General features: G+C 65.4%; 19 protein-coding genes. 9 read left to right on the plus strand and 10 right to left on the minus strand.

What is annotated here, in order from left to right:
• Position 1 precedes the first annotated feature (1 nt).
• Both Y900_RS23905 and Y900_RS23910 read right to left on the minus strand, forming a co-directional pair.
• Positions 2-1474 (minus strand): APC family permease, encoded by a 1473-nt coding sequence (locus tag Y900_RS23905; protein WP_036347657.1) that lies wholly within the window; start codon positions 1472-1474, stop codon positions 2-4.
• Between the two features lie 52 nt (positions 1475-1526).
• Positions 1527-1799 carry a hypothetical protein gene (locus Y900_RS23910; protein ID WP_131536263.1) on the minus strand — a complete coding sequence of 91 codons (273 nt, stop codon included), beginning with the start codon at positions 1797-1799 and terminating at the stop codon, positions 1527-1529.
• A gap of 194 nt (positions 1800-1993) precedes the next feature.
• Between Y900_RS23910 and Y900_RS23915 the strand changes: the two genes are divergently transcribed.
• Complete coding sequence (locus Y900_RS23915) at positions 1994-2287, plus strand: hypothetical protein (RefSeq protein WP_036344849.1); 294 nt, start codon at positions 1994-1996, stop codon at positions 2285-2287.
• A gap of 110 nt (positions 2288-2397) precedes the next feature.
• On the opposite strand, the gene Y900_RS23920 is transcribed toward Y900_RS23915, so the two are convergent.
• Positions 2398-3069, minus strand: coding sequence for a class I SAM-dependent methyltransferase (locus Y900_RS23920; RefSeq protein WP_036344851.1), 672 nt, complete (start codon positions 3067-3069; stop codon positions 2398-2400).
• Positions 3070-3267: 198 nt separating this feature from the next.
• On the opposite strand from Y900_RS23920, the gene Y900_RS23925 reads away from it, so the two are divergent.
• The 3 genes from Y900_RS23925 to Y900_RS23935 all read left to right on the plus strand — a co-directional run bounded on the left by Y900_RS23925 (position 3268) and on the right by Y900_RS23935 (position 5670).
• The gene (locus Y900_RS23925) at positions 3268-4176 is read left to right on the plus strand and encodes a cytochrome c biogenesis CcdA family protein (RefSeq protein ID WP_036344853.1); all 909 of its coding nucleotides are present in this window, start codon (positions 3268-3270) and stop codon (positions 4174-4176) included.
• Positions 4177-4292: 116 nt separating this feature from the next.
• Positions 4293-4934 (plus strand): TetR/AcrR family transcriptional regulator, encoded by a 642-nt coding sequence (locus Y900_RS23930; protein ID WP_051660465.1) that lies wholly within the window; start codon positions 4293-4295, stop codon positions 4932-4934.
• Between the two features lie 4 nt (positions 4935-4938).
• Positions 4939-5670: an anti-sigma factor family protein gene (locus Y900_RS23935; protein WP_036347660.1), complete on the plus strand. Its 732-nt coding sequence runs from the start codon at positions 4939-4941 to the stop codon at positions 5668-5670.
• Between the two features lie 78 nt (positions 5671-5748).
• On the opposite strand, the gene Y900_RS30465 is transcribed toward Y900_RS23935, so the two are convergent.
• Positions 5749-6399: a TetR/AcrR family transcriptional regulator gene (locus tag Y900_RS30465; protein ID WP_051660229.1), complete on the minus strand. Its 651-nt coding sequence runs from the start codon at positions 6397-6399 to the stop codon at positions 5749-5751.
• 301 nt (positions 6400-6700) lie between these two features.
• Here Y900_RS30465 and Y900_RS23945 point away from each other — a divergent pair, with 301 nt between their 5' ends.
• The 3 genes from Y900_RS23945 to Y900_RS33490 all read left to right on the plus strand — a co-directional run bounded on the left by Y900_RS23945 (position 6701) and on the right by Y900_RS33490 (position 10120).
• Complete coding sequence (locus tag Y900_RS23945; protein WP_051660230.1) at positions 6701-7555, plus strand: NmrA/HSCARG family protein; 855 nt, start codon at positions 6701-6703, stop codon at positions 7553-7555.
• A gap of 91 nt (positions 7556-7646) precedes the next feature.
• Entirely contained in the window at positions 7647-8114 is a 468-nt protein-coding gene (locus tag Y900_RS23950) for a cupin domain-containing protein (protein WP_036344860.1), read from the plus strand.
• A gap of 179 nt (positions 8115-8293) precedes the next feature.
• Positions 8294-10120 carry a PecA family PE domain-processing aspartic protease gene (locus Y900_RS33490; protein WP_051660231.1) on the plus strand — a complete coding sequence of 609 codons (1827 nt, stop codon included), beginning with the start codon at positions 8294-8296 and terminating at the stop codon, positions 10118-10120.
• Here Y900_RS33490 and Y900_RS23960 read toward each other — a convergent pair.
• Together Y900_RS23960 and Y900_RS30470 are read right to left on the minus strand one after the other, a co-directional pair.
• A complete protein-coding gene (locus tag Y900_RS23960; protein WP_036344861.1) occupies positions 10117-11343 on the minus strand; it encodes a hypothetical protein in 1227 nt (408 codons plus the stop codon). The two genes, Y900_RS33490 and Y900_RS23960, sit on opposite strands and share 4 nt — an antisense overlap.
• 41 nt (positions 11344-11384) lie before the next feature.
• The gene (locus tag Y900_RS30470; RefSeq protein WP_051660232.1) at positions 11385-12515 is read right to left on the minus strand and encodes a phosphatase domain-containing protein; all 1131 of its coding nucleotides are present in this window, start codon (positions 12513-12515) and stop codon (positions 11385-11387) included.
• A gap of 143 nt (positions 12516-12658) precedes the next feature.
• Here Y900_RS30470 and Y900_RS23970 point away from each other — a divergent pair, with 143 nt between their 5' ends.
• Together Y900_RS23970 and Y900_RS23975 are read left to right on the plus strand one after the other, a co-directional pair.
• Complete coding sequence (locus Y900_RS23970) at positions 12659-12847, plus strand: hypothetical protein (protein WP_036344863.1); 189 nt, start codon at positions 12659-12661, stop codon at positions 12845-12847.
• Positions 12848-12873: 26 nt separating this feature from the next.
• Positions 12874-13728 carry a class I SAM-dependent methyltransferase gene (locus Y900_RS23975; protein WP_036344864.1) on the plus strand — a complete coding sequence of 285 codons (855 nt, stop codon included), beginning with the start codon at positions 12874-12876 and terminating at the stop codon, positions 13726-13728.
• Here the strand turns inward: Y900_RS23975 and Y900_RS23980 are convergent.
• Genes Y900_RS23980 through Y900_RS23995 form a run of 4 tightly spaced genes read right to left on the minus strand, consistent with a single transcriptional unit; the run spans position 13717 to position 17048 of the window.
• Positions 13717-14406 carry an esterase gene (locus tag Y900_RS23980; RefSeq protein ID WP_036344866.1) on the minus strand — a complete coding sequence of 230 codons (690 nt, stop codon included), beginning with the start codon at positions 14404-14406 and terminating at the stop codon, positions 13717-13719. The two genes, Y900_RS23975 and Y900_RS23980, sit on opposite strands and share 12 nt — an antisense overlap.
• A 52-nt stretch (positions 14407-14458) precedes the next feature.
• Positions 14459-15874, minus strand: a complete 1416-nt coding sequence (locus Y900_RS23985; protein ID WP_036344868.1) for an NCS2 family permease — start codon at positions 15872-15874, stop codon at positions 14459-14461.
• A gap of 27 nt (positions 15875-15901) precedes the next feature.
• Positions 15902-16363, minus strand: coding sequence for an Rv2253 family sensor-like surface protein (locus Y900_RS23990; protein WP_131536265.1), 462 nt, complete (start codon positions 16361-16363; stop codon positions 15902-15904).
• A 16-nt stretch (positions 16364-16379) separates the two neighbouring features.
• Positions 16380-17048 carry a VldE C-terminal domain-containing protein gene (locus Y900_RS23995; RefSeq protein WP_036344870.1) on the minus strand — a complete coding sequence of 223 codons (669 nt, stop codon included), beginning with the start codon at positions 17046-17048 and terminating at the stop codon, positions 16380-16382.
• Between the last annotated feature and the right edge of the window lie 71 nt (positions 17049-17119).

Here is a 17119-nt window from a genome sequence, read left to right on the forward strand (position 1 = left end):
ATCACTCCACCTCCGCGAACATGTTGGGGTCACCGGGCTCTTCCTCGAGCACCGAGCGATTGAACTTCCACATGTAGAGGAAGTACAGCCCGCCGGCGGCGGACACACCGAAGGCCAGAACGATGGGCGCCCAACCCGGGGACGTCGTGATCACCACGAAGAGCGAAATGATCACCCAGACAAGCGCTCCGATCGCCACAGGCCACTCCCAGCGGCCCAGGTCGAATCCGCCCGGCTTGCGATCGAGCTTGTGGCGTGTCGCCAGATATAAGATGATCGTGAACAGGTAGGGCAGGATCGTGACGATCGCGCCGGCCATGATCAGTTGCAGCAGTGCATCTCCCGGCATAACCGCCATCAGGATCACTCCTACACCCAACACCAGGAAAGTCGCGGGAATCGGTGTACGGGTGCGCGGATCGACTCTGCCCATCACCTTGTGAGCGGGAAAGCGTCCGTCGCGCGACATCGCGTAGATGTAACGAGCTCCCGACACCATGCTGACCAGGGCAGCCCCGAAGAACGCCAGGGCGATCGCAGCCAGCAGGGGCCGCTCGAAGCCCGGTCCGAAGCGCTGGTTCATGATCTCGGCAACCGGCGACTCGGTGTTGGAGACTTTGGCCATGTCGGTGATCGACACGGTCAGGATGATGACGAACACCATTCCCAATACCGACGCCGCGACGACCGAGCCGATGATCGCCCGCGGAACGGTGCGGGTCGGATTCTTGGCTTCCTCAGCCATATTCGATGCCGTCTCAAAACCGACCAGCGTCGACAAGCCCATGATCGATGCCGCCATCAATCCGCCGCCGATGACCCAGAAGTTCGGGTCAGCTTCGGTGATGCCGCGGGAGAACAGGTTCGCCGGCGCGGCGTTACCGCTGACGATTATCGCGATGGTCAGGGCGACACCGATGACAAGCAAGATGCCCAGTTCGACGCCAACCGACAGTGAGTTGACCCAACCGACGATGCGTGTCGCGGCGACGGCCAGAACGAACTGAATGATCAACAGCGCCACCGTCATCACTCGCGCGGTGGTCTCACTGGGCTCCATACCGAAGAGCGGCATGAGGCACTGGCTGGCTAGGGCGTTGTCGATGGTGACCGGACCGGCGACCGCGCTCAGAACGGCCAGCCAGCCGAAGGCCCACCCGAGCTTGGGGCTGGCCAGCCGCGACGCCCATGCGTAGGACGATCCGCTGAGTGGGATACGCGCGGCGAATTGCGCGTACACCAACGCCACCAGGATCTGTCCGATTGCGACGATGGGGAACAACCAGATGCCTACCGGTCCCGAATCCCGCAACACATCGTCATAGGTGGCGAAGATTCCTACCGCGACGGACAAGGACGCGAACGAAATGGCAAATACCTGAAAGCCATTCAGTGTTCGCTTGAGTTCCGGCTCATAGCCGCAGTCTTCGCAGAAGTTGTCGGCGGCTTCGTCGCCGGTGAGAACTTGTGTCACGTGCTTCACCTTGCTGTTCGGTGTAGAGGGGACTTTAAGCCGTGGAAAACAGTTACTTGCCGGTATGGGCCGTGCTCGTGTGAGCGGCGCCAGGGAGGTGACCGGCGCCCGCGCCGCTGTCGTCGCCGTGGATCGGGATCGGGTGATCCCGGGGGACGACCTCCTGGTCGCCGCGATCGTAGGACTGAAGTTGGTGGGTTCCGGACGCCGTTACCGTGGAGTCGGCCTGCGCCAGACCCGTCCCGATGCCGAGAGCAGCAGCGCTGATGCCGCCGAGGAGTGCGCCGTAGGCGGCCAACTTCGTGATGCCGGTGATCGTGTTCATGCTGTTCAACGTATGGCGCATGGCCATACTGACTCTTCGGCCGAACTATGTGTTCTGCGACCGCGGCGTATGGGTCAAATGATGTAGACCGGCCATGACCCGACATGAACCGGACACGGCCAGAGCATGACGGTTCGGCAAGCCGCTCGGCGATTCGCTGCTCTCGGCTGGCCGGCGCAGGATATGAATCAACAGTGAGCAACCACCACGTGAACCTGACCCCGCAGGAAGACTCGCTGATCGGTGAAAGCCAACCGGAAGCGCTGGCCCGCATGGACGTCAAGCAGCTCAAGGAATTGCAGAGCCGGCTCCGGCAAGCGCGGGAGAAGAACTTCAGTCTGTTGCGGCGACAGGGCGCGGCTCGAGTGGAGGCCGAGGGTGGCCGCGGCGCCGCGCAGCCGGCCAATGAGAAACGTTCGGAGAAGGTGGACGTCTTTGACGAGGCGCTGGTTCGGGTGACCGAGCGTCTCGACGCCGTCGCCGAGTAGCTGCTACCGGGCGGGGTCGCCCGGGCGCCCACCCCGCCCACGATTGAAAGCTGCACCGGCGCCGGCGATCGCTGCGCCTGCGCGACCGGCGCGCAGGCAATGGGCGGTCCTCATGCAGTGGCCCGTCCGATGGCCAACGGATGGACGACAGCCGGCATCCCGTGCCATACCGCGGCATCGGCCTTCACCGTGAACCCACAGGCCTGCATCAACTGCAGGGTCGGGCGGTTGCACACGCATCCGCCTGCGAAACCCCGCCATATCCTCAGCATCAGGTCCTGATACGCGGCAAGGAAACGCGAGCCCGAGCGGATGTGTTCGATGAACAACAGCTGTCCGCCCGGTCGTAGGACGCGGGCGATTTCCCGTAACGCAGCCGCCGGGTCGGGGACGGTGCATAAGACCAGCGTCGAGACGACGGTGTCGACCGAGCCATCGGTGAACGGCAGATGCAGGGCGGACGCGTCAGAGATCTGAGCGGCGCGCCCGACCCGTGCGAGCCGGCGGGCGAGTTTGCGGCGCATCGCCGCCTCGGGCTCGGTGAGCACAAGCTCGTCGACGCTGCCGGGGTAGTACGGGAGGTTGAGTCCCGTTCCGGCGCCGATCTCGATGACGCGTCCGCGCGCGTCGGCCACCAGCTCGCGCCGCCGGCGTCGCATGCCCGCCAGCTCGCCCAGCCAGACGAACGGGTCGTAGACCAGCGCCGTGACGCGCAGCCACATCGCATAGGCGGGCGTGGGCTGCTGATCGGCGCGGGAATTCTCGCGGGCGGTTTCAGTCATGTCGAGAAACTACGGCCGGGCCGAGCCGACACGCATCGCTCAACCCGGCCATCTTGGTTGGATGGCCCGTTCGGGTCACCCGCGGCCGACTGCCGCAGTCGAATGCGGGAAATGGGGTGAACCGGACAACACCCTGGCTCGTGTCGAAATCAGTCGACAGTTCCGGGTCGCCCAACGAGACAGGGGCACGCGCGCATCGTGGAACACGGTCTGATGGGACTTGCCTTCGGCGCCGGGTTGGTGGCTGTGCTCAACCCGTGTGGCTTTGCGATGCTGCCTGTCTACATGACGCTGGTCGTGCGCGGAGACGCCACCGGTCAGCTCACGGCGCTGCGCCGCGCCGGGGTGGCCACCAGCGAGATGGTGCTGGGCTTTATGACGGTATTCGGTGCTTTCGGCCTGCTCTCCGTCTCCGCGGCCGCGGCAGTGGAGCAGTACCTGCCGTATGTCACGGTGGCGATCGGCGTGGTCCTCGTCGCCTTGGGGATCTGGTCGCTTGCCGGCCGGCACCTTCCCGGCCTCAACCCGGTGACCCGAAGCAGCCGGTGGGCGCCGACGGCGCGCGGCGGCTCGATGTTCGGCTACGGCGTCGGATATGCGATCGCGTCGCTGTCCTGCACCATCGGACCGTTCCTGGCCGTTACCGCGGCCAGCTTCCGCAGCGGCTTGATCGTCGACGGGTTGCTGACCTATCTGGTGTACGCGGCGGGGATGTCGCTGATCGTCGGTGTCCTGGCCATCGCCGCGGCCTTCGCCAACCCGGTCGGCGTGTATCGAATGCGGCGAATCCTGCCGTATATCAACAGGTTCGGTGGCGCGATGGTACTGCTCGTGGGCGCGTACGTCGGCTACTACGGTGTCTACGAGATACGCATCTTCGCCGGCACCGCGGTGCCGGGCGACCCGGTGATCGCCGGTGCGGGACGCATTCAAAGCGGTCTTGCGGTGTGGGTGCACGGCCACGGCGGCTATCCCTGGCTCGCGGCTTTGGCGGTGCTGATGCTGAGCGCGTTCGCGGTGTCCTGGACACGGCGCCTGCGGCGCACCGCCAAGGTTCGCCGCGTACTGCGGCTGCATTCCGGAGACTTGAGCCCGTCTTCGTCGTAACTGACCGAATTCCGCGTGGATTCCTGCTGAACCAACCGGAAACGCCACTCGTGACTCAAACTAGAGGACACTGAGTGCGCGATCAGGGAAAGTTCATCACAAAACAAGGAGTGTCGATGTCGACACCAACGGTCGAGGCGAACGACGGTGTCGGGCTGCCCGAGATCACGCCCGGGGACGCTCGGCAACGGATCCTGGACGCGACGGTCGAGTGCTTCCGCGCCTACGGGTACGAGAAGTCGTCGATGCGCCTGATCGCCAATACGGCCAAGGTGTCCCAGACGCTGCTGCACTACCACTTCGAAACCAAGGAAAAGCTCTTCGACGCCGCCATCAACGATGTGGCGACGAAACTATTCGCCGCGGCTGAGACCCAACTGATGCCTGCCGACTCCGTCGGCGACGGACTGGCCGATGCGGCCGGCCTGTTGTACACCATGTTCATCGACAACCTCGACACGGTCACGTTCGTCGTCGAGTTCGGGGCGGCCGCCAATCACAACGAATTCCTGCGCACCGCCTACCTCGAATTCCGGGACACCCAACGGCGGCAGTTCGCCGGGCTGCTGCGATCCATCGCCGGGGACGCGGCGCCGGAGCATGTGATCGACGAATCGGTGCGACTCATGGAGGTTGTGCTGCTGGGGATGTCGATGCAGCGCCCCTTCGCGTCCGATCAGGAACGGTTACGCGGCGACTTCGACAGCTTTGTCGTCATGCTGATCACCCGGCTCTTCGAGGGCTTGGCCTCGGGATGACGTGATGACCACAGTCGACGGTCCGTCGTCGCCCGGCGACGCCCACCCGTACGCGCTGTGGGATGCGGCATATGTGCTCGGCTCTCTGTCGTCGGCGGAGCGGCGCGATTTCGAGACGCACCTGAGGGCCTGCCCGTCTTGTGTCGACGCCGTCGGCGACCTCGGCGGTATGCCGGCGCTCTTGGGGCAGATCGACCGTGGCTACGTCGACACCCTCGACGAGTGCGGCGGCCGGGCGGGGCTGCTGCCGCTGCGGGAAGACTTGCTGGCCAAGGTCAGTGCCCGACGGCGCCGGTCGCGGACGGCGACGTGGACGTGGTCCGCGGGCGCGGCGTTGGTCGCCGGCCTTACCGTCGTTGCCCTCCAGTCGAATCCGATCGTGGTGACGCCGGCACCGGCTCAGACCGCGGCGCTCACGATGACGCCGATGAGGCTGGTTCCTCTCACTGCGACTGTCACTCTCACCCGCCGGACGTGGGGTACTCGCATCGAGATGCAGTGCATCTATGAGGCGGGACCGATGGACGTCGACTACGACGGCGGCGAGGCGAGCCACACTCTGGCGATGGTGGCGGTCGGTCGCGACGGGAGCCACACCCCGCTGGCCACATGGACCGCGCGGATCGGGATGCCGGCAACGCCGGGTGGCAGCACATCGATGCGTCTCGACGAAATCGCCTCAGTCCAAATTGTTTCCGTCGACGCCGGCGCGGTGCTGCTCGAGCGCGATCTCTGACGCTATGCAGACCGAGGAGTCTGGACGTGGAGCTCCACGTGTGCGCACGGAGCTTCACCTTCAGGTGTGCCTGCGACCTCAGTCTGCCTTGGCGAACTGAGTTTCGAGGTCGTCGCGGGTGACCGGTGGTCCCGGGAGCGGTGCTTCGTCGGGTGATCGCAGACCTCGGACGAACAAGCTGAGATGGCGGCGGCCGATGGTGGGCCCCGCGGGACCATGGGGCAGAGGCTGGCCCGTCATGGCCGCACAGACGATGACGTCCGTGGCGTTGACGTCGGTGTGCACGGTCCCGGCCGCGCGGCCCGCGGCGAGGAATTGTTCAAGGGAAGCGTTGATTCGTCGACGGGCGGCGATGGCGGCCTCCGAAGTCAGTGGCGGCGCTCCGCGCAGGGGCAGCACGAGCTGGTGGCCGAGGTTCAAACTTTCGAGCAGGTAGGTCTCTACCGCGTCGGCGCCGGTCTGCCCGGACTCTTCGATCTGATCGAGGATGTCGATGAGCATGTCGTACGAGCGGTGCTCCAGGGCGTGCAGTAGCGCCGTGCGGTCCGGAAACCCACGGTAGAACGTGCCGACACCGACGCCAGCGGCTCTGGCGATGTCTGCGAGCGGAATGTTGAGTCCGTGACGGGCCATCGCGTCGGCCGCTGCACACAGAATCTTCTCTCGGTTTACGAGCGCGTCGCGCCGGACCGCGCGGCGACGCGGCTGCGGGGACGACTCACCGGTCATCTCTCGAGTGTCACACAGCACCCGGATCGGCTGGCGATGCGATGGTCGGCGTCCGCCGTAGCTCGAGCCGCTCCCAGTCGACGCAGCGGGCGACCCACCGTCGATGCCAGGGCGAATTTCCGCGAAAGCGATTGCAGCTCAATATATCTCTGCGTTCGGCGCGGCCGCACGCCAAGGATGGAACTTCCTCGGCGCCCCGCGAACCTTGGCTCGGCAGCGGACTTCGCATTGCCCGAACGCCGGTGGGGGCCTACCCTGGCGTTATGCGGAATATTTCGTCCGCTGTTGAGCGGAGAAGATTGTGGCGCTATCTGGTGTGGTCGCCGTCGTCGGAGCAACCGGGCAGCAGGGCGGCGCCACCGCGCGGGCTCTGCTGAGTGCCGGGGTGGCGGTGCGGGCGCTGGTCCGCGACCCGCAGAAACCGGCCGCTCAGGCGCTGGCAGCTGACGGAGCGGAACTGGCTATCGCTGATTTCGACGACCCGGCAAGTGTTCGCATGGCCTTCGATGGGGTTGAGCGTGCCTTTGCGATGACCACGATGACATCGGGCCGTGGCACGGAGGGTGAGATCAACGACGGCATCCTCATCGCGGATGTGGCCAAGTCTGCCGGCGTCGAGCATCTCGTATACAGCTCAGTGGGCGGCGCGGAGCGGCACACCGGGATCCCGCACTTCGAGAGCAAGCGCCGTGTCGAGGAGTACATCAAAAACCTTGGAATCCCAGCCACATACGTGCGTCCGACGTTCTTCTATGACAACTTGCTGAGCCAGTTGTCGAACTTCGAGGCGAGCGATATGGTCGTCCGCCTTCCGATGCCCGACGGTGTTCCGCTGCAAATGGTGGCCGTCAGCGACATTGGCGCCGTCGCCGCCGCTGTGCTCATCGACCCCTCTCGTGTCCCCACGGGTGCGGTCGAGATCGCCGGCGACGAGCTGACCGGCTCGCAGATCGCCGACGTCTTCGGACGCCGAGCGGCACAACCAGCTCGTTTCGAAGCTCTGCCGGCCGCCGCTGCCGGCGACGACGACCTGCGCGCAATGTTCACGTGGTTCTCCACACCGCCGTCCTACCAAGCAGATCGGGCGCTCACCGCGGAACTCGACCCGTCTTTGCAAACATTCGAACGATGGCTCGATCAGCGCTGGAACCCATGATCAGCCCGACCTGGCAGTTCGTCCAGGGTGGCGACTGGAAACCGCTCAAACACAGGACCTTTGGCCGTCCTATCACGAAAGGCGACGCGATATGAGCATGGCATACCTGGCTCAGCCCGAGCAGCAACAAAAACTGGAATGGCTCGATGGTGGCACGCTGGCGATCTTGCTGGACGGTAAGGCAACTGACGGCCAGTTGATGGTCGGACGCTTTGACGTCAGCGAGGGTGAGGCGCCGCCGTACCACAAGCACACCCGCGAAGACGAGGTGTTCATGTTGATTAAGGGAACGGCATTGGTTTGGGTTGACGACCAGGAGATGGAGCTATCCGAGGGTGGAATCGTGTTCTTGCCCAAGAATATTCCGCACGCCTACCGCGTCACGTCGAAGACGGCAGACTTGCTGATGATCAACACTCCCGCGGGAATCGAGGGCATGTTCCGGCACTCTGGGCGCGATCGGGCGACGCCTCGACCGGACGGCTTCGAGATCACGGCCTCGAAGATGGCAGAAGGGGCAAGGGAATTCGGTCAGATCATTCTTGGCCCCCCGCGTTGACATCCGGTCCGGGCACGGTGTCGCCCGGCGGGGTTGCACCGAATGTCGGCGCAGGCGCTGCCTACTTCCTGGTCGCAGAGAGTCGACCAAGAAACGACAGCACTGACGGTTCTCCACCGCACTAACCAATTCGCTGCGTAATCGCCGCGCTACCGCGATCGGTCAGTTAAGGTGTCGCGGTGACGGCAGGGCAGCGCAATACCGCGCGCGCGAAGAACAGGACGGTCAAACGAGCCCGGCGACCTTATCTGTGGCTGGGAGCCGGCGCCGTCGCGTTCGGTGTCGGGGCCGCGGTTGCCAGCGGATCTGCGGCCGCACATGCGGATAGTGCTGTCGGAGGAGCTGGTCCGCGCGCAGGGGCGGAAAGCCATTCCGGCCGTGCGCTGATCAACTCGCAGACGCTGCGTGGTGTCGCGCTCGTCGCCAAAACTGCTGTCCCCGAACGAGTGACCGGCGCCTCGGTCATCCCTGCCGAGGCTAAAGCACCGAAGTTCGCCAGCATCCCGTCGATCCGGGTGGCGGCCACGGTGACGGCGACAGCCGCTCAGCAGGCTCTGACCGAGGGTCTCAACGGCGTCGTCCAGACGCTGACCGGGCGGCCTCTGGTCGGCAACGGCGCCAACGGGGTCACCAATGCCCAAGGGGTGGGTACGGCAGGTGCCCCGGGCGGTTGGCTATGGGGTAACGGCGGCAACGGTGGCAACAGCACCGCGGCGGGCGCGTCCGGTGGCAACGGCGGCGCCGCCGGCTTGGTAGGGCTCGGCGGAGCCGGTGGAACGGGCGGCTGGGGTGCGGCGGGCGGCGTCGGCGGCTCTGGTGGGGTCTTGTACGGCAACGGCGGTGCCGGCGGTGCCGGCGGACCGACCGGTCCGGGCGGTGCGGGCGGCAACGCGGTGTTCGTGGGCGTTGGCGGAGCCGGCGGTCTGGGTGGCGAAGTCGCTCCTGGCGGAGCCGGCGGCCGGGGCGGCGTTCTGAGTGGCAGCGGCGGAGCTGGTGGCGCCGGTGGTGTGCTCGGAGCCGGCGGTCTGGGCGGCTCGGCCGGCCTGTTCGGTCATGAGGGTGCATCGGGTGCCGCCGGTGGAGCACCCACCGTCGCCCTAACCTATACATCGAGCAACAACTACACGACGGTCGGGCTCTCGATCGGTGGTGGCCCGGTCACCCAGGTCGAAGTCGACACCGGCTCAAGCCCTTTGATCATCCCTATTACTCAAGTCAACGCCGACAACATCGGCCAGCCCACCGGCAAGACCGGGATGATCGAGTACGGCGACTGGGGCAAGTTCTACTACAGCGTCTACAACACTTCCGTGGATTTCGGCAACGGAATGGTCACCGCGCCCACGGATATCGGCGTCGTCACCACGGTCGAGGAATCTACGGATGGCGGCATCACGTGGAAGGACATTCCCCAATCCGAATGGTCGGACCCGAAGTACGCGATCTCCGCGGACATGGGCGTCTGCTGGGGATCCTCCGATGGACTATCGAGTGTGGTTCACGCGTTGCCAACCGGTCTCAATCAGGGCCTGTTGATCAACGAGCCGTCGGGCGAGCTCACGTTCGGAGCGAATCCGTTGACCCCGGTCACCTCGGCGACCGGATGGTATGACACCACCCTGGCCGTGCAGATCAGCTACGCGGGCACCTCGAGTGCGATCCAGCAGATCGTCAGCAACGTGACCATCGACAGCGGTGGCCTCGGTGGGAACATTCCCCGGGACGTCCTTCCGTCCAGCCTTTCGGGCTATGACGTCGGTGACGACTTGCCGGTGGGCACAACGGTTTCGGTCTACACCAGCGACGGTCAGACATTGTTGTACACCATGACGATCACCGCCGCGGACTACAGCGCTGGCAACGTTCCCGACGTCTCGACAAAGAGTTACGGCATGAACACCGGCAGTTTTCCCTTTCTTCAGGGGCCGATCTATTTCGAGTACACGCCCGCCGACGTCGGTACAACAACATTCGATTATGCGCCTGGCGCGGTACTAAGTTCCTAGACGACAACAACTTTCGGGATGGTGCCCGGAGCGGCGCCCGAGGCCAGGCCGGCGAAGTAGGCGCCGGACCACATCCACAGTCCCGCTTGCAGCCGCAGTGAGCTGCGGCCGATGGCCGCATCGCCGTCGGCATAGGCGGTCATGCTGGACAACACCGCCGCCTTGCTGACCATCAGGTAGGCCGAACTCAACTGCACCAGTGCCGTATACGAGGCGGGGGAGAAGCCGGCTTGGGCCAATCCTTCCCAGACGAACCGCCCCGCGCTGGTTGCACCCTCGAGCACGCTGGTCCACATCGACATCTCCGACCAGCCGGGCGTGGCCGGGGCGTCGAGCTTGCCCAGCGCGCTGTCGTAACGGGTGGCGAGCTCCAGCGGGAACGCCGTCGAGTTGCACGCCAGGAAGCCGCTGCACGTCAACGTGTTCTGCATCGAGGGAACGCCCGCCGGCGGGTGCTCCAGCACCACCTGCAGATAGCCGCGGTTGTACCCGTACAGCGCCAGCAGCACCGGCACCGAGACGTGTGCGACCGCCGAGACGACCCAATCCGGCGCACTGGCCGCCGCACCCGTCAAGCCGGCCGACACGGCGTCGAACAACCGGATGCCGATCGCCGACGGGGACAAGTCGAGCGCCGGGAACGGCACCGTGGGCGCTGGGATCGCCAGAGTGCTGGTGGGGGTGGTATGTAGGTTGTCGCGCAACCAGATTCCGCCGAAGTAGCCCGATGCCGCCAAATTGCCCATCAGCAACCTCACCTGAGGTGCCGGAATGTTCTCCTCGGCCAGCGCGTCCAGACTCTTGACAGCCAGATCGCCGAAGAAGAACCGTGCGCTGTCGGCCGGATCGCCGCCGGCGGCAATGAAATTCGTGGCGAACGGCTTCATGAATCCGGCGGACACCGAGAATGACGCGCCACTGACGACCGGCATCGGCGGCAGTGCCACCGATACGTTGGGCGCTACAGTCGTTGTGGCGGTTATCTTTTCGATCGATCGGGGAGCTGAGCGCGCTGCCTGTCGTGCGGCCGGGCGGTGACTTTCACTGCGGGCCGCCGCGGGTTGGCCGGCCTGCCGCGCCGACTTGGCGGCGGGTGTCGTCACTGACTTCTGGGCAGCGGATCCGGCGTCGGGAGCGGCCGAGGCCACTCCGTGCCCGAGGAAGAGCCCAGCGCCGATCCCGAGCGCGAGCACACCGCCTGCGACATACCACGATGGCTGCACGCTGCAGAGACTATCAGTTCAGCAAATATTGATGTCGTCGTTCAGCCGTTCAGCTCGGCACCTGTCTCGGCCACCGTGTCTTCGTCGCAGAGACGCAGACCGTAGGCCAGTTCGGCGGCCTGTCCGGCGTCGGCCACCAGGTGCATCGGAATGCCCTCGTCGCGGAGCGTCTGCGCGTGGTCGCGCAATGACACGTTGCGCTCGTCGTCGTCGGCGCCGACCTGCCGGATGATGGCCGCGAGCACCCGTCCGGGAAATTCGCGCGCCACTTCCTCGTAGATCAGTGGGTCGCGCTGACCGCTGTCGCCGATCACGACGAAATGCATCCGCGGGTAGGCCGCGAACAGTCGGCGGACAGCGGCTCGTTTGTGCTCGGCGCCGCTGCGTCGCAGGTAGCGCTCGGTCGGGCCCCAATCGGTGAGGAACATCGGGCCCGGCGGAAAAGCGCGCAATTCGACGAACTGCTCCAGCATCGAATAGAACGACCAGCTGCCCGTAGAGACGTAGAAGAAGGTGGGTTCCGCTCGACGGTTCCCGGTGCGGCTCTCGACGCCGCGGGCCAGACCGCGGTAGAACGGCGCCATCCCGGGAATCGCGCTGCGTTGTTCTACAGCGTGCAGCAAGGTCCTGGCGACCATCGCCACACCCTCGGTCAGGCCGGTGAGAAGAATGGTGTCGTCGATGTCGGAGATCACCAGATAGGGCGCGGCCAGCGACGGTTTCATCACCCAGCCGGTGCCGACGGCCGGTTCGTCGTCGCCCATCGCCTCGGCGACCGCCTCCGCCGTGTGCCAGCCGACCCGCAACTTGGGCACCGGCAGTGAGAAGTTGGCGAAGCCGTGGCTGTCGGTGACCTCGATGGCCCGATGCTCGCCGACGCGCAGCTCGACCTCGGCACCGACGATGGACAACGTTGCGTGGCGTCGCACATTGCTCTGCGCGACGTCCCAGTACGGGATCCGGCTGTCGCCGGGCAACTCCGGTGTCTCCATCACCCGGACCCGGACCTTGGCGATGTCGTCGGCCACGTACCCGCGATAGACCACCACATGGACACCGCGGAAGGCGCCCAACTGCACCTTGAGGTCACGACGTCGTTCGGTGAGCTTGCTCTCCAGCCCGGCCACGACGGCGGTCAGATCCGATGTGATCCGGCGGGGCAGACGAGGCATGCGAACAGCATGGCAGCCCGACGTCCTCCGATTGGTGGACACCGGATTCATCCGCTGCATCGGCCGATCGACCTATGCCGTCGATGCTCACGAACAAGCAGAGTTACAGGCAACGACGACAACACCGAACTGGGAGGTCAGCCATGAAGGCTCGAATCACGCGTTGGCTGGAGCGGGTAGGAAACAGCCTCGGTGGCGCGGATGCGCTGACTCCGATCGATCCCTATTACGGCGCGACGTGGACCGGTCGAGTGCCCGCCATGGTGGAAGGGCGCGCCATGAACGCCGGCCGGCTGCCGATGATCGCGGCCGCGCACCTCCCGGTGTTCTGAGCCGGCGGTCTGGGACACTGTCGCGCATGGACTCGCTCGTCTCGAACGTATCCGACACCGCCCGCTGGGTGACTGCGCACCGGGCGAAGGAATCGGCGCGGCCCGACGCTCTGTTTCGCGATCCTCTGGCCGAAAGGCTGGCGGGGCAACAGGGTCATGCCATCATTGCCGCCGCGCCGCGCAGCATTCGCGACGGCTGGTGGCTGGTGGCCCGCACCAAGATCATCGACGACCTCATTGCGCAGGCCATTGAGCAAGGCTGCGACCGGGTGCTCAACCTGGCGGCCGGTCTCGATACCCGGCCTTACCGGCTGGACCTGCCGGCTGGGCTGAAATGGGTCGAAGCCGACCTTCCGGCCCTGGTTGCCGAGAAAGAGCAACTGCTGGCCGATCAGACCCCGCGCTGCCGGCTGTCGCGCCACGCCGTCGACCTGGCCGATTCGCGTGCCCGGAATGCCTTCCTCGACGAGGCACTCGCCGGGGCGACGAAAGCCTTCGTGCTCACCGAAGGTTTGCTGATGTATCTGGAAGAAGCCGATGTCATCGGGCTGTCCGCGGCATTTCAGCGCTCCGAGATTGCTTGGTGGACATTCGATTTCGGATCCGGCGGGATCAAGACGACGATGAACGACAAGACCGACGGTATGATGCGCAACGCGCCGATCAAGTTCGCCCCACCCAACGGTCTGGCGTTCTTCGAAAATCTCGGCTGGTCAGTCGCCTCCGCGGAATCACTGTTGACGGCGGCCCGTCGGTTGCGGCGGTTGCCGCTGCTGCTTCGGCTCGCGGCCCGCCTACCACAGCCCGATCCGCGCAACCCGGGCGACAAGATGTGGAGCGCGGCAGTGTGTGTCACCCCGGGCGCGCGCTCAGGCCAATAACGAATCGATCGCCGAGCGCGGAACCAGCACCTGGGTGGCGCCCGCCGCCTCGGGCAGCAGCTGGCCCTGGCTGAAGAAGAAGATCACGCCGTCATTGGTGATCGCGAATTCCTGGTAACTCGCGGGGTCCATCCCCGTGACCGGATCGACCGAGATCGGCTGGCCGGCCTGTTTCTGCAACTCGCTGACGACGATCGGATACACCACTGTCAGTGGGTCGGCGTCCGGGCGCCACAGCGTGGCGTAGGTGATCGGCGTGCGGGAGGTCTGATCCCAGTTGAACGCTTTGAACGAGGTGTCGGGGTGTGCGCCGCCGATGTTCTCGTAGTTCTGCAGGACCAGGGACTCGCTACCTCGCGGCGGCAGCGTCGAGCTGTACGGGGTTGCGGTGATGTCGAGCTCGAACGGCACGTCACCGGGATTGGACGCCTTGGCCACGTTGAGGAAGCCGTCGCGTGTCCGGCTGATGTAGTCAGCGACGGACTTGAGGTCCGGGTAGCGGCTGGGGAAGCTGATCTTTACCTGGTAGGCCGGGTTGGATTGTTGGATATCGCACGTCTGCCCGTTGTCGACGCCCTTGAGATCGCCGCAGTAGTTCTTGGGTGCGGCTGCAGCGACGCCGGGGGCGCCCGCGATCGCGGCGGCGGCGATCAGCGTCGTCAATGTCGCCCTGCGCATGTTCAATCCTTCCCTCGTGCAGAGTTGTCCAATGTAAGCATCGATTCAGGGGCTAGGACATGCCGAGCAGTGACTCGATCCCGGCGCGGGCGAAATACAGTACGAAACCGGCCGCGACGACCCAGAGCAGCGGGCTGATCTCCCGGGCCTTGCCTGCGGCGGAACGCACCACCACCCACGTGACGAACCCGACGCCGATGCCGTTGGCGATCGAATAGCTGAACGGCATCACCGCGACCGTGAGGACGACTGGTAGCGCCATCGAGAATTCCGAGACGTCGACATGACGCAGCTGGGAGAACATCATCGTCCCGACGATCACCAGCGCGGCCGCGGCGACTTCGGTCGGAACGATCTGCGCGAGCGGCCCGACGAACATAGCGGCCAGGAACAGCGCGCCGGTGACGAGGTTGGCCAGACCGGTCTTGGCGCCCTCCTCGATACCGGCGCCGGATTCGATGAAGACGGTGTTCGACGAGGCCGATGTCGCACCGCCGACGATGGCGCCCGCGCCTTCCACGACGAGCGCCGACCGCAGGTGGGGGAAGTTCCCGCGGTCGTCGGCCAGCCCGGCTTCGCGGGACAGTCCGGTGAAGGTGCCCATCGCGTCGAAGAAGTTGGCGAACACCAGCGTGAAGACCAGCATCGTGGCGGCCAGGACGCCGATCCGCCCGAAACTGTCGAAACTGAAGGCGCCCACCAGAGATAGATCGGGAAGCGCGAACGGCGATCCCGATAGGCTGGGGACCGACAGCGTCCAGCCACCGTGGTTCTCGGTCGCCGGACCCAGGTGCCAGATCGCTTCGATGACGACCGCGACGACGGTGCCGGCGACCAGACCCAGCAGTATCCCGCCCCGGACGTTGCGAACGACGAGAATGCCGGTGAGCAGCAGTGTGAACACGAACACAACCGTGGGCACGGTGCTTATCGATCCGTGTCCACCGCCGCCCAAACCAACTGGGGGAGAAGGCATTCCGGTCGAAGAGATGAAACCCGCGTCGACCAGGCCGATGAACATGATGAATAGGCCGATGCCTGCGGTGATCGCCAGCTTGAGTTGCATGGGAACCGCGTCGAACACCAGCCTGCGGAGTCCGGTGACGGCCAGTGCGACGATGATGAGGCCGTTGATGACCACCAGGCCCATCGCCTCGGGCCAGCTGACCGTGCCGACCACGGTGGTCGCCAGGAACGAGTTGATGCCCAGCCCCGCGGCGAACGCGAACGGAAGCCGGGCGAACACGCCGAACAGGATGGTCATCACGCCGGCGGCCAGGGATGTGGTGGCCGACACCTGGGCGAAGCCCAGTTTGTGTCCGGTCACGTCGGCGGCCCCGGACAGGATGATCGGATTCAATACGACGATGTAGGCCATCGCGATGAACGTGACCAGGCCACCACGAACCTCGGCGCCGATGGTCGACCCGCGGGCCGTGATCTCGAAGAAGCGGTCGAGACGATTCACGATTGGAACCCTAAGCGACGACGTAGGTCAGGCCGGTGCAGCGGTCACGGGGATGGTGACTGTGCCTTGGCAGGCACCGCTTTCAATGGTGGTCTGGAATGTGCCCGCCAGCGATCCGTCGGATTGCGGGGTGTAGTTGGTCACCGAATGCGCGGGGTCGTAGGTGATCGTGCCGTCCGGCAGCGTGCAGTCCCATCGCCAGCTGTTCGACCGCGACCATTGCGAGCCCGTCCACACGAAGCTGGTCGATTGCGCGGCGTTGTCCTTGGGCGTCGGGCCGTCGAGGACCGAGGCGGTGCAGATGTCGGCCGCACAGTCCGTGGTGATCTTGAACGAGGCGGTGTAGGGCGTTTCCTGTTGTGTCGCCGCGACGGAGGTGCCCGACTTCTGATCGGTGTGGAAGGTGATTTTGTACCAACCACCCCAGAACGCCTCGTCGGCGTGCACGACGGGCGCGGCGATCAGCACAAGAGCGGCGCTCGACGCCACACCAAAAACCTTGAAGCTAGCCAAAATAACTCTCGCCACCGGTGGGATAGCCGCCACCGTTCGTGGCGATGTGAACGTGAGTGTAGTGGTTGGCGTCGTTACCGCCGAGATCCGGCATTAGGGATGGCTTGCCGCCGTGGTCGTACATGATGCGGCGCCAGATCACGTGATTCAACGACAGCCGGTCTGCGTTGGCCAGGGCGAATGCCGCGATCCGGTCGCCGAGTTCCTTGCCCTCCGGCGTCTGCCAGTTCGGGATCATCACGTCGATGGCCAAGCCCATCGGATGCCACTTCAAGGAGTCGGGCCGTACGCCGCCGATGTTGTGGATCTGCGGGAAGTACGCGCTGATGAGACGTTCGGCCAGGACCGTTTTGAGTTGCAGACCCTGTTCGACACCTACGCCTGCGGGTAACGCGCGCAGGGGGGTGCGGTTGACCGCACTCCTGCTGGCCACCAATTCGGCCTGGGTCATGACGACGTAGTGCGCACTGATCGGCGTGGCGGCCAGATTCATCGGCGCCGCGGCGACCAGTTCGGCACAGCACTCGACGGTGCCCGCGGTCATCCTGGCGGGGCCGGAACCGGTGCTGCCGGACAGCACGGCGGCCAACGGGAGAGCGGCCAGCGCGACCACGGCGACTGACCATCGGCGCCGGGGCCTGGCTAACCGGTGCTTTCCCACGGACGGCACTTTACCTGGACAGTTCCGGCGCACATACACCGTTCGCTATCTTCTGGGCTGGCCGTCTGGGC

Source organism: Mycolicibacterium aromaticivorans JS19b1 = JCM 16368 (genome assembly GCF_000559085.1).
GTDB lineage: Bacteria > Actinomycetota > Actinomycetes > Mycobacteriales > Mycobacteriaceae > Mycobacterium > Mycobacterium aromaticivorans.